General features: G+C 47.2%; 16 protein-coding genes. 4 read left to right on the forward strand and 12 right to left on the reverse strand.

Translation table 11 applies throughout. The features are described from left to right. Positions 1–183: 183 nt before the first annotated feature. A complete protein-coding gene (locus tag DFQ00_RS02615) occupies positions 184–486 on the reverse strand; it encodes a YunC family protein (protein ID WP_110893831.1) in 303 nt (100 codons plus the stop codon). 318 nt (positions 487–804) lie between these two features. Here DFQ00_RS02615 and DFQ00_RS02620 point away from each other — a divergent pair, with 318 nt between their 5' ends. Further along, positions 805–1,398 carry a hypothetical protein gene (locus tag DFQ00_RS02620; RefSeq protein ID WP_110893833.1) on the forward strand — a complete coding sequence of 198 codons (594 nt, stop codon included), beginning with the start codon at positions 805–807 and terminating at the stop codon, positions 1,396–1,398. A 131-nt stretch (positions 1,399–1,529) separates the two neighbouring features. Here the strand turns inward: DFQ00_RS02620 and DFQ00_RS02625 are convergent, their stop codons facing one another. Continuing rightward, positions 1,530–1,922: a DUF423 domain-containing protein gene (locus DFQ00_RS02625; RefSeq protein WP_110894080.1), complete on the reverse strand. Its 393-nt coding sequence runs from the start codon at positions 1,920–1,922 to the stop codon at positions 1,530–1,532. Between the two features lie 296 nt (positions 1,923–2,218). On the opposite strand from DFQ00_RS02625, the gene DFQ00_RS02630 reads away from it, so the two are divergent. Then, on the forward strand, positions 2,219–2,695 hold the full coding sequence (locus DFQ00_RS02630; RefSeq protein ID WP_110893836.1) for a hypothetical protein: 477 nt from the start codon (positions 2,219–2,221) through the stop codon (positions 2,693–2,695). Positions 2,696–2,821: 126 nt separating this feature from the next. After that, entirely contained in the window at positions 2,822–3,670 is an 849-nt protein-coding gene (locus tag DFQ00_RS02635; RefSeq protein ID WP_110893838.1) for a DegV family protein, read from the forward strand. 155 nt (positions 3,671–3,825) lie between these two features. Here the strand turns inward: DFQ00_RS02635 and pdaA are convergent, their stop codons facing one another. Together pdaA and DFQ00_RS02645 are read right to left on the reverse strand one after the other, a co-directional pair. Further along, positions 3,826–4,605: a delta-lactam-biosynthetic de-N-acetylase gene (pdaA, locus tag DFQ00_RS02640; RefSeq protein WP_110893840.1), complete on the reverse strand. Its 780-nt coding sequence runs from the start codon at positions 4,603–4,605 to the stop codon at positions 3,826–3,828. 109 nt (positions 4,606–4,714) lie between these two features. Further along, positions 4,715–5,113 (reverse strand): hypothetical protein, encoded by a 399-nt coding sequence (locus tag DFQ00_RS02645; RefSeq protein WP_110893842.1) that lies wholly within the window; start codon positions 5,111–5,113, stop codon positions 4,715–4,717. A gap of 145 nt (positions 5,114–5,258) precedes the next feature. Between DFQ00_RS02645 and cysC the strand changes: the two genes are divergently transcribed. Further along, the gene (cysC, locus tag DFQ00_RS02650; protein ID WP_110893844.1) at positions 5,259–5,897 is read left to right on the forward strand and encodes an adenylyl-sulfate kinase; all 639 of its coding nucleotides are present in this window, start codon (positions 5,259–5,261) and stop codon (positions 5,895–5,897) included. Between the two features lie 128 nt (positions 5,898–6,025). Here the strand turns inward: cysC and DFQ00_RS02655 are convergent, their stop codons facing one another. The 8 genes from DFQ00_RS02655 to DFQ00_RS02690 all read right to left on the reverse strand — a co-directional run bounded on the left by DFQ00_RS02655 (position 6,026) and on the right by DFQ00_RS02690 (position 14,288). Then, on the reverse strand, positions 6,026–7,855 hold the full coding sequence (locus DFQ00_RS02655) for an ABC transporter ATP-binding protein (RefSeq protein ID WP_110893846.1): 1,830 nt from the start codon (positions 7,853–7,855) through the stop codon (positions 6,026–6,028). Then, on the reverse strand, positions 7,852–9,048 hold the full coding sequence (locus DFQ00_RS02660) for a nucleotidyltransferase domain-containing protein (protein WP_110893847.1): 1,197 nt from the start codon (positions 9,046–9,048) through the stop codon (positions 7,852–7,854). Before DFQ00_RS02660 ends, DFQ00_RS02655 begins: the two co-directional genes overlap by 4 nt. Next, positions 9,038–9,520, reverse strand: a complete 483-nt coding sequence (locus DFQ00_RS02665) for a lasso peptide biosynthesis B2 protein (protein ID WP_110893849.1) — start codon at positions 9,518–9,520, stop codon at positions 9,038–9,040. Before DFQ00_RS02665 ends, DFQ00_RS02660 begins: the two co-directional genes overlap by 11 nt. Before the next feature lie 4 nt (positions 9,521–9,524). Beyond that, complete coding sequence (locus DFQ00_RS02670) at positions 9,525–9,830, reverse strand: lasso peptide biosynthesis PqqD family chaperone (protein WP_110893851.1); 306 nt, start codon at positions 9,828–9,830, stop codon at positions 9,525–9,527. Beyond that, positions 9,827–10,771, reverse strand: a complete 945-nt coding sequence (locus DFQ00_RS02675) for an HPr kinase/phosphorylase (RefSeq protein ID WP_110893852.1) — start codon at positions 10,769–10,771, stop codon at positions 9,827–9,829. The genes DFQ00_RS02670 and DFQ00_RS02675 overlap by 4 nt, the downstream gene beginning before the upstream one ends. Positions 10,772–10,906: 135 nt before the next feature. Beyond that, on the reverse strand, positions 10,907–11,047 hold the full coding sequence (locus tag DFQ00_RS02680; protein WP_110893854.1) for a paeninodin family lasso peptide: 141 nt from the start codon (positions 11,045–11,047) through the stop codon (positions 10,907–10,909). Between the two features lie 35 nt (positions 11,048–11,082). Next, on the reverse strand, positions 11,083–13,023 hold the full coding sequence (locus tag DFQ00_RS02685; RefSeq protein ID WP_110893857.1) for an asparagine synthase-related protein: 1,941 nt from the start codon (positions 13,021–13,023) through the stop codon (positions 11,083–11,085). Beyond that, positions 13,020–14,288, reverse strand: a complete 1,269-nt coding sequence (locus DFQ00_RS02690) for a sulfotransferase family protein (RefSeq protein ID WP_244213664.1) — start codon at positions 14,286–14,288, stop codon at positions 13,020–13,022. Before DFQ00_RS02690 ends, DFQ00_RS02685 begins: the two co-directional genes overlap by 4 nt. Between the last annotated feature and the right edge of the window lie 166 nt (positions 14,289–14,454).

Raw genomic sequence — 14,454 nt, forward strand, 5'->3', positions numbered from 1 at the left:
TGGAAAGCACAAAAGAAGGAGCGATCCGAACTTTGTTCAGGCTGTCGAGAATATCTCGGCAGCTATTTTTCTGGAAATGACTGTATTAATAACGATACGTAGGTAATTAAATGGGCTGTAGGATTGAGAACCAATACCAGAAACAGCCTCCATTAGGCTGCTTCTGATCAGAATTTTTTTACATTACATCATTTTCAGCAATGCCTCTACACCTGTCATGCCTACTCTAATTCCCATGGCCTCTGCCTCAGTCGTTACCGATTCCATTGGTGCATGAAGCAGTTGCTCCAGTGTTCGTACACCAACAGCCCGTGCTGCTACAATCTTGCGATCTCCGAGCTTCTCATTCAATAACCCCACATCAAGAGCACCACACATGATATATCCCTTGGACGTATTAATGGATAACAGTGTCGTTTTGGGAAGTTTCACTTCTACCCCAACGAGTACGTGTTCACCCACAACAATTGGCTCCATCGTCACCATAATCTAACGATCCACCTCCTCTTCAACAGATCACGATATTTGTATGCCCTTTGGCCAATCGCCGTGTGGACACCTGCCGTGAGATAAAGAAAAAGTGTATTATTCCATTACGGGTTTACATGGTATTCACTCTGAGCTGTTGCGTGTTCCCCTAATCTAGCGGCTGAAAAAAGAAGACTATTCGCGTAACAAAAAAGATTTTCACAATACTTTCACTTGTATTTTCCAAAACCTTGGCACTATGATTTCCATCATATTAATGATATAGTATGTTGAAGCACGTTTGTGCTGACACACTATTTAACGGGGCTGGGATGAATGAAACAAACCTTATCCAATCAAGATGACATCGGCTACTTATTTAATGTCGATATACTTATTAAAAGCCGATCGAATGCACTGGCACTGCAGTCCCTCATAGAGTTCATCAACAAACAGGAACAAATTGCGGACTTTCGGATTCATTCCGGAATAGAACTCGGTAACATAATTGAAGCTATGCTTCAGCAGACCCATACTAACTCCGCTGAACCCATTCAGATGGATTTGCAACAAACAACACAAGCACACAATGGACAGCGGACTTCAAGCAAGCCGGATAAGACTGATCCTGTTCCGTCCGGTTCACATCAGGAATCAACAACTAAAGCTACCCATTCTACTACTAAAAAAACAGTTACTGACTCATCTCATGTTGCTGACGCCAACTCGTTCAACAACTGGATTGAATCCTTAATTAAAGAAAATCGTCTCACACGAATTGTAGTGAACAACAAGAATGGTAAACATCAGAGCATCCCTTGTCGTATTCTTAATTTTGATCGGGATAATAATGTGGTAAGCATCTACCATGTGGATGAAAAACAGGTCTATACATTCCGAACAAACGAAATTGATGAGTTCTTGCTGTAACTCTGAATGAAGCAACGCCTGTTGAAAAAACACCAAAAAGCAACCTGAGCCGAAATGCAAAACATTCGACCACAGGTTGCTTTTATTATACTCACATTCTAGTAAGACAAAATCTGATCAATAGCATAATTTTAGTTCGCTGAGCTTCTCTGACCTCGCTGCCAGACATCAATGGCGAGCAGCAACCAACCACCGATAAAAGCTACCCCGCCAATGGGTGTAATTGCCCCCAGAATTTTAATACCCGAGATGCTGAGCACATACAGACTGCCTGAAAAAATAATAATGCCGGCAAACAGCAAGCGAGCCGCCCATTTCAGCTTCAGAGATTCTCCAAGTTGTCCTGCAATCAATCCAATAATCAGCAGGCCCAGTGCGTGTATCATATGGTACTGCACTCCGGTTTCATAAGTGGCGATTGCACTTGCACCAATTTTGTCTTTGAGCATATGTGCCCCAAATGCACCAATACCAACAGACAGCATCGTTAATATCGCTCCGAGCATCATCCATTTTCGCTGCATCATTCATTCTCTCCCTTGATTCGTTTCTGACTTCATATATTGTAGCGAATTCATGTCCTCTTTACCAGCCACCTTATACATATCTCGTCTCATAACTCCAGAACGTTATGGCACGAATTATTCCAACAGATATCATAAACCTCATACATGAAACCTTGCTTTTTCCCGATAAATGTGGAAAAGTAGAAAAGAATGCCGGAATCAGAGCAGATGCGAATCATTCCGCAGCAAACGGGGTAATACGTATTCATTATCCTGTTTAAATTATAAGATATGTAAAAAAGGAGTTCTTACTGATGGATGACCACAACTCTCAAAATTCGGGCTGGAATTCTTCCTCCTCCCATTCAGGCTATTCAGATCCCTACGGCTCCAGTAACAACGACTACATGCTTTCGTCTGAATCAGGAGGTCAACCTCCGGTACCCCTCAAGCATTCTGGTCCGGGCATAGCCAGTTTCATTGTGGGGCTTGTTGGACTCATTGGTCATATAATAACCTTTGTGCTGGTTTCCCTTGCGTTATATAGTTCATTGGAGCTTCTGGATTCATCAATCGGTCGGGAAGAGCTGGCCTTCCATCCGGCCATCGTTTTGGCTTCTTTAGCCTTTCTGGCCTGTCTGATCCTTAACCTGGCCGGAATCATTCTAGGTGTTATTGGATTGGTGCTTAAAAATCGCAGAAAAGTATTTGCTATTATCGGCACCGTTCTGAATGGACTGCTAATTCTGCTATTTGCAGTGCTGGTCGTCGCGGGCATATACATGACGTAATGCTTTGCAGGAGAGAGCAGGTTCTTTATAATAAAGCTCAGCGGCCGTGCAGGATCTGCAATGGTCACCTGCAATGAAGATCATTTATTACTAACAGAAAAATATTGAATGATAAAGGAGATTGACATGGCACGAATTAAAATTTTCGCGGACAGCACAAGTGATCTGACTCCACAGTGGGTGCAACAATATGAGATCGGGATCATTCCTTTGTATGTTGTATTTGGTGAGGAATCACTGAAAGATGGAACCGAGATCAAACCAGAGCAACTCTATGAACGTGTCAGCCGTGATGGTGCTCTGCCTAAAACTGCTGCTCCCTCTCCCGCGGATTTTATGGCAGCATTTCAACCCTACATAGAACAAGGCGATGATATTTTATATATTTCCTTATCTTCTGAACTCTCATCAACATATCAGAATGCCCTCATCGCCAGTTCCGAATTTCCGGAGGGACGTATTTCCGTGGTCGATTCGCTAAACCTCTCCTCAGGCATTGGCCTGATGGTGATGAAGGCTGTTCATGCGGCGGAACAAGGGCAGGATCTGGAACAGATTACAAAACTGATCGAAGCAATGAAACCAACTGTACGCACAGAATTTGTAATTGATACACTGGAGTATTTGCACAAAGGCGGACGCTGCTCTGGTATGCAAAACCTGATTGGCAGCCTGCTTAAAATTCGCCCTGTCATTCGAGTAACCGATGGTAAAATGACCCCTGCCTACAAAGTGCGTGGCAAACGAGAAAAAGCGCTTGAGCAAATGTTGCAAAATTCACTAAGCAACAAGGAGCGGATTGATCGAGACCTGTTGATTGTCGTTCACACCATGGCGGAGGAAGATGCCCTTGCACTGAAGCAAACGCTTCAGGAAGAGACGGGTGCGCGTGTAGAGTTAACAACAGCCGGCTGTGTTATTTGCAGTCATTGTGGTCCTAAAACGATCGGTATTATCTATAACACAACATTCTAGGAAGATCTGGTATCAGAGGATACCCGATGTATAGTAATGCCTGATGGCGCACCTGCATAACCAATTGCATAATCCTAACCTAATAAAAGGGCATGCTCAGCATAATCGCTGGCATGCCCTTGTTTATTATTCTTGCCTAATTACACTCGCAGCGATTAATACGTTTTTGTTTTCAAGTCATTCAGACTTTTGAACGCGTATCCCTGCTTGCGTGCTTCATCAATAATGGAGCCAAGTGCCTCGGTATTGTCCTTGGACACCGAGTGCAGCAAAATCACTGCCCCTGGATGAAGCTGCTTCAGCACCTGCTGGTGAGCGTACTGTGCTCCCCGCTGAACATTCGTATCCCAATCTTTATAAGCTACCGACCAGAACACATTGATATATCCTTGCGCATAACTCTCGGCAAGCGTACGGTTGTTGAAAATACCGCGGGGTGGGCGTAAAAATGTACCCTGCTGCCCTGTAAGCCGCTGAACCTCGGACTTTACTTTCTCCAGCTCCTCCTTAATCTGACCATTGGAGATTCGAGTCATATCAGGATGGCTCCAGGAATGGTTGCCAACAATATGGCCTTCAGCCGCCATTCGCTTCACCAACTCAGGCTGATCCTTGAGATAGTGGCCTGTGACAAAGAAAGCCGCCGGTACCTTCTTGTCTCGCAGCACATCCAATATGGCAGGGGTGAAGCCATTTTCATAGCCGTTATCAAACGTCAGATATAATTCTTTTTGTTTGGTATCCCCTAGGAAAATGGCATGATTATGTTCCAAAATGGATTTGAACCCTTCCTGATCAATTGAAGGCAGCTGACCGTTCTGACTTTTCTTGAAACCAAAGTGATATGCTCCGTTAATGGGTGATGCCTCTGCATATGATGCCAGCATGCTAACAGTTAACAAGCCGAGCAGCAGATAGCGAACCATTCGCTTCATGTTATCCGCTCCTGTTCCTGAATATTCGGTTTGAAATACATCTCTCCAACCATCTTCAGGTAATATGTCACAGGAGCATCTAAATTATGTAACATTGACGCTTTACCCGTTAATTTTCACGTTTAATAGATGTAGATTGATGAAACAGTTCAAGCAACGTCTGCGGCTTGCCGCTGGCAGCCAGCCATTCCTTCACGGTTTGGATAGCACGAGTCTGACCATCGCCCTGATCGCGCCAGGTAAGCAGTTCAATCACTTTGATAATAAGTGCTGACATGTTATGGTTGTCCTGTTCGGAACGCTCTGCACGCAGCTTGTGATATAGTGCCTCCTGCTCCCAATCCAGCAAAATCTCATCTCCGATCGTCGGCTTCATGAGTGTATATGCTCGATTACAGCCACCGCAGCGAACAGTGCATACTTGTTCCTGCATAAAATACGTGCTCACGTCCTGCCCGCAATCAGGGCATTTAAAACCTACTTGGATGTTTTGAATGTGTTCACGCATGTTATTGTCCTCCTGCTCTATATGTATAACATTTATACCCGATATACTGACCCTTCACGCTATTTTGCAGAAAACATTCATAGTCTATAAACTAGTAAATATGTTAAAATATTTAACAGATCACAGGTGTGAGGGGCGGGATAACATGTCGAACGAAGAGCGCAATATTACCTGGCAAGCATCAAGTCTGAACCGGCAGGATCGCGAGCATTATAACGGACATCATAGCCGTACGTTGTGGTTTACAGGTCTATCCGGTTCGGGCAAATCCTCCATTGCTTTTGCACTGGAGAAATATTTGCACGAGCAAGGAGTCCGCAGTTATGTACTGGACGGAGATAATGTAAGACACGGACTGAACAAGGACCTTGGCTTTACTGCAGCTGACCGGCAGGAGAATCTGAGACGCATTGGAGAAGTATGCAAGCTGATGGTTGATGCGGGATTGCTTGTGCTCTCCGCCTTTATATCTCCACATGCAGCCGATCGGAGAATGGTTCAAGATTTGTTTGAGCCCGAGGATTTTATTGAAATCTATGTACGTTGTTCCATAGAAGAATGTGAGCGACGCGACCCCAAAGGGCTATACAAAAAAGCACGCAGAGGTGAAATTCCTCATTTTACAGGCATCTCTGCACCTTATGATGTTCCCCAATCTCCTTCCTTGATCGTAGATACGGAACAATGCACCATTGAAGAGGCAGTTCACAGCATCGTTCAGCACCTGCAACAGATCGGAGCACTACATCTGCCTTTGAAAACCGGCTCGGTCCTGAACCGTTAAAATCAACTGTCAAGCAGCGCACGATGTGCCTAAGGCGTACCGCGAACGGTACGCCTTTTCTGATCCGCTCAAACTTTGACTCGTTCGAGAAGACAATATGATGTTGCCTCATACACAGCACCTAGCTGCTACTGCCCGGCAGCACCAGCCTGCATATTCAACAATCTGCTGAACGTGCCCACCGGGTCTGCGGATAATTGCTGATACCCCCCCTCCTGAATCACACGTCCTTCCTCCAGAACGATTACACGATCCGCCGTACGAATGGTGGATAAACGATGGGCAATAACGATAATGGTTACATGTCCTTTTAATCGCTCGAGCGCTTCATGAATATACTGTTCGTTTTCACTGTCCAGCGCACTTGTCGCTTCATCCAGAACCAGTACGGAAGGATTACGCAGCATAGCGCGGGCAAGCACAAGTCGCTGACGCTCACCGCCTGACAGACGGAGCCCGCGATCACCTATAATGGTATCCATTCCTTGGGGAAGCCTGCGAACAAACAAGGCAGAGGCAGAAAACTGGAGTGCCCGCCACATTTGCTCTTCACTGGCATCGGGATCGACCAGACGTAAATTTTCACGAATGCTTGTATGAAACAAAAAAGGGTCCTGGGACACATAACCGATTGAGCTGCGCCAGCTAAGCAGCCGCTCCTCCGTCAAAGGTTTCCCGTCAATCTGAATGCTCCCGCTCTCAGGACGCATGAGCCCCATAATGAGGTCGATGAATGTGCTCTTGCCCGCACCCGACTTACCGACAATTGCCGTCATGCTTTTGGCTGGAATGGATGCACACACATTGAACAAGGAATAGCTGTCATTTCCCTCGTAACGGTAATATATATCCTGACAACGGATGGATTCCTTGAAGTCCATGGGTTCGACAGCATAAGCCGAGGTAGCAGCAGACTGGGGCTCTTCAGCGTTTCCTTCACTGATTTCACGGCTGTTCTCGGTCTGTACCTGCAGTTCTCTCACGATTCGAAAAGCGGGCAGCATGGAACTTATGTACTCCAGATTAGACTGAATCGCTGTAAATCTCGGCCATAACCGCGAAAAAATCAAAATGATTAATAATAAACTGGCTGGAGGCACAGACATTACACGGAGGGATAGGTAAATAAACGCTGCGATAATGAATGCCGCAGACACCCGGTGAATCAGTTGTGTACCCGTGTTGAGCTGACTGAACTGCACGACATTTCGCTCAATTTGTCTGCACATGCGATCAAACCAATGAATATGTGAATGCTCAAGCATGTTGCTTTTGATATCTTTGATTCCATTAAAATGCTCAGTAATCCCGTTATAATACGCCTGTGAAAATTCTGTCGTTTGATCCCCGATTCGTTTCGCACGCTTCACAAACGTTCTGAGCAGGAAAAACAAAACTAAACCACAGACAAGCACAAGCGCCGTTAACCTGGCAGATAACCAGAAAGCCAGCCCAATCTGAATTGCAGTAAAAACAAGCGAAGCGGCCATCTGCAGCAAAATGCTCGTTCCCTGGCTGACACGCGCAAGCTCGGTCGTTAATATATGATTAAAATCGGATTTTCGTTTTTGGAGAAAAAAGGACCACTTCGCCATAAGGATGGCGCTATAGGCTTCCATACGCAGCGTTCGTATAAATTGCTGCTGAATGCGGACATTGCGCATTGTCTGAAGACGCTGCATCCACGCCTGTCCTGACACGATCAGTACAAAGGTGAACAAAACCAGCATTAATTGATTATGCTGCGAGAATTGATGGAGAAAGTTGCTTAACCAAGGAAGGTGTATTCCCGAAGAGCCCATATCAAAAATACCGATCAGACTCAGCATCGGAACCAGCATATAAATACCGATCCCCTCCATTAAGCCAATACAGACCATACCTAGCACATTCCAATATAATACGGGACCCGTAGTGTGATGAAGCTTTCGCATAAAATAGTGTAATTCCGACTTCATACTTTGCCCCTCTCCGCCATCGTGCTTCTTTTCAAGCGCCGCCAAAACCAGAGAATCGGGCGTAACGGGAAATACAAAAAGTACAATGAACGTGGGAGCGGTAGCTGATGCACATCCCATGTGCTTGGATATAAACGCTCCACAAAGAAAAACCATTTCTGTCTGGTGCTTCGCAGGGCAAATAAATATGACCTGTAATGGTTTAAATCTGCAGGACTGTCCAGCATATCCTTCATAAACATCACACCTTCTCTAGCCAAACGTTTTCCCGCACGCACATTCATCAACATCATTGATCTATACTCATCATCCAGCGGGGTATGCAGAAGATTCGAAACGAGGTGTAATGTTTGCGAACCGATGGATAGACGCCCTTCGGCTCTTAAACGCCGCTCGATCTTCTGCCTATCCATTGGCATTGTACGTATCATCTGGTCGATATCGAGCAACCAGCGAAGCCTGAACCAGCCATGCCTTGCACCATGGGTCACCAGATAAACCCACAGGTCCTCCGTTTCCAGCATACGCACAGGTGTCTGGGTATACGTGCTGAACCGGCTTCGTTGCCACAACACTTCAAAGTCGCTTTCGCGGCCGGAGTCCGGATTGAGCCGCCAATGAATTTCAATCTGTGTTCGCTTGACCGGATGAATATAACAAATATGATGCTCTCGCCACTTCCAGCTGCGTACGGTCAGAGCTCGTTCCCCCTCTTTACTCTGGTATCCAAGCTCCTGAAGAACTCTCGCAGCAGCCTCCACATCCTGAACGGGGATCAAGATATCCAGATCTTTGGAGGTTCGCATGGACACATCTCCATACAGATCATGGGCCAGTGCGGGGCCTTTCAGCGTAATGTTGCGAATACCCTGTTCGCGAAAAGCACCGCACACCTGCTCCATCTCGGCCGTTAATTGCAGCATACGAAACGTATTCAGCGTATACTGCTGTTTCAAGCTTTCCATCACCGCCTTGGGAACAGGCAGTGCTGTCTCCTTTTTTAAATAGAGATAGATTACAGAATATAGTCGATGATGATAGACAAGACGTAAAAAAAGCGACCAATCCACTCCCTGCAGCCAGCTTTCCATCTCCTCGGAAGTCAGAGCTGTCCTTTCCCCTCCAAGCATGCTCAAGATCAGCCTGAGCTCCTTCGGGAACTCTGCCACATACTGCTCACTTTCATGTGTCATAGACAATCTCCCCTGCTCCCTTCTCGGGACATCGTTTGCCAAACACGCCGACGACCGTGTATTGGTCCATCGTATCTGCTCCCGTCACAATCAGTTTTCCGCTCCGAAGCCAGGCGTGAGCCGTCAGCTGCCCCTCTTCATTCCGCGCCGTCCCCATATACAACGTGCTTTCAATATGACGTCGTTCCAGCATTTTCATTGCAGCTACAGCCATAACAAGGCAGCGGCTTTCCCAGAAGGTGTATTTGGCGGCAAGCATAATTGCCTTGGATATGCTTCTTATGACAGCGATCTGGTCGCGGCTCAACCCGTTCATCGGCGTTTCGACCATCGGAGCCCCGAGCCCTGGAGCAACTTTAGCGAACGGCTTGGACTTCTGTATTCGTGCCCATGCAAGCAGAACATAGGCTTCCCACACCAAACGTCGCATCGAACCGGAGAGCTTGAAAAAGGCTTTTATCCTGCGAAACATTTCTTCATACTCCGCTGGATACGGTAATGTCGATTAAATCTTCACGCAGCAGATGCTCCAAAAAAGATACCACCTGCTCACCGCATCGTTCAGGCTCAATATCATATTCTGCCGCGAGTACCTGAATCAATTGGTCCAGTGTTTGCTCTTCGGCAATCAGTTCCCAGATCCGTCCACCTGTGCTTCCCAGATTGTAATATTTGCCGGAGGTGATGCTCATCATAACCTTCTCTCCGCCCATATCACTAACCAGATTTCCCTCTTTTCGAATGACCCGATCATTCGTATTGATTTGCGTGCTGGCTGTCATATTTCTGTATGCACCCCTTTGCGTATATGGGTAATGATTCGTTCTACCATCTCAAAAGCCGTAAATTGCGAACCTGTCCGGCTTAATCTGCCAATCTCAACACTGGCCGAAAGTCTGGAAGCTGTTTCAAACAGCCATTGGGCCATCCCCTGACGTGCAATCAGTCCCCCGCGAAACGTATGCGAGCAAAGCAAATGAAGGCGCTCCAGACCGCTAACCTGCTCCAGCTTCACGGGCCCCGGATCAAGATCGGGCTGTGGAACAAGTTCATATATTGCTGCAAGCGGCACGGACCTTTCGTAAAAATAATGCTGTACCGGTATAGCATACTTGGTGATTTCTTCATGCACGGTTGCATAGTTTTGCTTTTCCATGCCAAAGCCATCCAGACTGGGCTGCCATAACTTCTGCTGCGGATATCCCGGTGACACGATCGCTCTTCCACCAGCGTCCCAGGTCAACGCCACGACATCATCCGTGAGAAGCGGATAACCGCGTGAGGCCAGCGCAGCGGACAAAGTAGATTTCCCAGCACCCGAATGCCCGACAAATGCATACGCCCAGCCATCCACAACAACCGCACTTCCATGGAGTGGAAGAATGCTACGCTGCATCATAGTAACGGCCATACATGTCCCAAGGATGAATAACCGAATTTTTTTCTCGTCCGCACCGGGTACCGGAGATACAACAATTCGTTTGCCCTGCTCCATAAAAAACAAACCCGTATCTTCGATTTTGAAAAAAAGACAGCCGTCCCGCGCCACAAAGTTGTCGCTCCCGACATCCCATTGCGTCCATAAGCCCGTCAGATCGCGGGTCTCGATATGCACATCAACTTGCCTTTCCCTCCCTGCTTCAGATGCCGCTAGCTGCAATTCGGGCATGAATATCTGGCTCGACCAGATTAACCCGTAAGCTTCATAATGCACAGGCAACAATAAAGATGCCTCCTCCATTTATACATATAAGAAAAAGCCCTGATATTCATCTGCTCAATATTAGGGCGGAGGCGAAAAAGCTAGACTGGCTGCAATTCCGCCCTATAAGTATGGTTTTACTATGGGAAAACAGAATTAAGACGTTACTGGATCGTACAGATCGGCATCGTGAGGGCTAATCCAGTCAATTTGTCTGTAACCTAGGCCGGCCATCGTTTCATTCACGTCCAGCACTTCAAGCACGGGTGCTTGCCATTCCTTTTTTTCGTTTTTCATCGTATTCACCTCCCTTCAGTAGTCTGTGTCATGGATCAAAAATGCTGAATAAAGCGATACACAATCAGGCTTTGCATCATTAAACGCAGATCCGGATGAGGTGCCAGTTCGGGTCTTGGAGTCGGAAAATTAGCCAGAGCCAATTTAATTCGATCCGTGTTTAATATGCCGGCAACCCGGCTGTCAGAACACATGGCGTGAAGTTCCGATGTAAACCTCTCCCAATCAGGCAGAATACGATGCAGCCAGTCGGCAGGCTGTACCCCTCGTACACGCTGGTTAAGTCTCACCTTGTCAGGCAATTCCGGTGAAGTAGCCCGGCGAATGAGGGAACGATCCACCCCTTGCCGTACATACTGCTCGATCGGTACGGAGAGGCAAAATCGAATCACTCTCACATCACTCGTCGGATCACGTTCCCATGCCCGGTAACGGAGGGAACATTTGGTGGCAACCGCTCCATTTTTATTAGCGATGGCAAGATTGTTAAATTTGTCGGCTCGTACCCGAAGCGCATCGGCCTGTGCACCGCCCTGCAATACAAGGAACGATTTGAGACGGTCCATCACACCCGTTTTTGCGGCAAAATCGGGATGAATTAGTGGTGCATCTACAGCACCTGCGGTCTGCGTTGCTCCCTTGTTCTTAGCGTTGAACCAGTCGGGATAAGCTTTCCGGCCCGTCATTCTGGCAATACGAGAGAACGCTATCCCTGTCCGTTCACTGTACTGCTGCAGCTCCCGAAACCAGCGAAAGTATCGGCCACCCTTCAGCAGACTCGCATAATAGTCTAATGCAGGCCCCCATGAGATCGTAAAATTACCACGTGCACCTGTCAGTAAAACACCTGCATCCTGCTCACTTGCTTTTTCATAGAAGCCACGGATCCAGAATGAATTTTCGAAATATTTATAAGGCATCTCCATCATATTCAGCCAGGTATCCACTTCACTGAGTGGGCTTCGGCCTTCAAAATCCAGATAGTTTTCCGATATATTGCCTACGTGGCTGACGGTGGACCGAATGAAGGGGCGCTCATCAGCGAGTAACGTTTTCGACGTATAATCCGTAAAATCAGGAACAGGTACGTAGCTGTAGGCGTGGAGTGGCTTTCCTTGACTGCGAAGGGTTCCAGATGCAAAACCGACTACAGCGCCTGAATCCAAGCCACCGCTTAATGCTGCAGCTACATGTCTATGCGTCCGCAGCCGTGATCCGACAGCTTGACTGAATACATCACGAAATGCCTCTACATATTCATCATCCGATGTAAACCGAAGTGGCTCGACGTTATCCCAGCGATGGTACTGCTTCAATTCAATCCTTCCATCTCGATAGGTGAGCGTATGCGCAGAGGGCAGCTGCAGGACTCCACGATATACCGTTGAATGAATATCTGCCGCGTCATGAACATCAGGAATCGCCAGAAATTCAGACAACCATGTCTCATTGAGCAATTTATGCACACCTTCAAGTTCAAGTAACGGTTTCATTAACGTGCAGAACGCAAACCGAGAACCATCATGACGGTAATAGAAGGTACGCATACCCGTAATGTCTCTCCCGGCAAACAATGTGCGGCGGCGTTCATCCCAGATCACAAACACAAAATCACCCAGTAAACGCCCGGTCAAATCTTCACCCCAACGCTGATACGCTCGCAGAATCAACTCACTGTCCGCCATGGTAGCCAGTTCTGATCTTGAAATCTGCAGCTGCTCCGCTAGTTGTTCCCGGTTATCCAGAATGACATCAGCGGTAATGGTCAGTCTGCTCTCTTCGTCATGCAGTGGCAACTTCTCATTGACCGACTCTGGAGTGATCCACTGGGCATGACAACTGAAAAAAGCCTCATCCCCTTTCCATACTCCTGTCGTGTCTGCCGGGATATGTCCAAGGCTGGCATATAACCGCCAGCTATCCTCCCACAGCGCCTGCTGACCATGCATATGTACAATTCCCGCTATGGCACTCATGACTTCCCTCCCCGAACCATTTTGCGCTGGGATGCCCATGCACTGATTTGATGTGCAAAGGGTATCCATGATTTGATTCGCTGTAATTTGTGATGAGCAGAAGCAAGCTGCTTCTTCAAGCGCTGCTGTTCCGTATAACCATGCTCCAGGCGATGCTCCGCTGCCCTAAGCGCGGTCTGAAGCTGTCTGATCGTGATCATCGCCTCACGTGTCGCGTCGGGACTCCCGGACAACTCTTTCTCACTATCCCTTGGAACGGAAGACAGGCTTCCAGCATCATTGTCAGGTGCGCTCATGCGGTAGCTTGGCTCCCAGCGACATCCGGTTGCCGCTTCCAGCTGTTTCCATAACCGCTCCATAACTTCCTGATCCGGCTCATCGTCTACCCGGACTCCTGTCCACCGCTCAGCTTCCGCGAGCTGTTCACTATACCCCATCCGATGGAACAGCCTCGCACCCAATACACGGCAGTACAATTCAACTTCTTGTCTATCGAGTATACTTTTCCAGTTGTTAACAGAACCTTGATGTGCCTCCCGATGAGTAGAAAGGAACGGGTCCCCCACACCCATACTGTAAAACATATCGGCTTTGGCGCTGTTCACAAACTGCCCGTACTGCTCCATGCCCTGTTCATAGGAAATGCCGAGAAAAGAACATAATTTTTCAAGCTCTCCCTGCGGGTCCAAGACCAGTTGCTCGTATTTCAGTTCGTACGCGTAGGGATGAGGTTCGATAAAATAATCATTTAATCGGCTTAGCCCTAATGTCAGATCAATAGCATTCATATTAAGCTTCGAGCTGTTGAAACTATCCATTACATTAAAGCCTGCGCCGATATGGCGGTTTACTTTTTTGAAGGATGCCGCTACAGAAAGGGGATTACGCTGCAAGTGGATACGTCTGGACTGCGGGAACAAACGATCCAGCCATTCCAGCATGTAATAATACCGTGGAGATTTATCAACGATGAAGTCTGCTCCGCTCCCTTCCAGGAACCCATTATATATTTCAAGAGCAAAGCTTCTACATGCCTTTTCGTAGTGATCTTCGGACACCATCGCTTGATAAAATTGACGAATAATGGAGCTTCCACCGTATGCGCGAGCGTCAGCCCTGGACAAATCAACAAGATTCATCAGGAACCACATCTCCTGCGTGGCAAATATACGGCTGTGATTCTGCAACATCACTGTAGATAACGAACTGCCGCTTCGGGGAACACATAACAAGAAGACAAGTCCGTTTCCTTGCGTATCTATCAATGGCAGCCTCTCCTCTGTATATTAATAAATATGCGGCGTGGGGATCGGATCGACCGGGTAATCACGTTTATTAATGACAGGCCGTTTCGACACTTTTTTTGATACAATATGTATTTATACCATTACTCTATGATACAATATGTATCATGTCAATCTTTTATTTTCA

The organism is Paenibacillus barcinonensis, from assembly GCF_003217495.1.
Classification (GTDB): domain Bacteria; phylum Bacillota; class Bacilli; order Paenibacillales; family Paenibacillaceae; genus Paenibacillus; species Paenibacillus barcinonensis.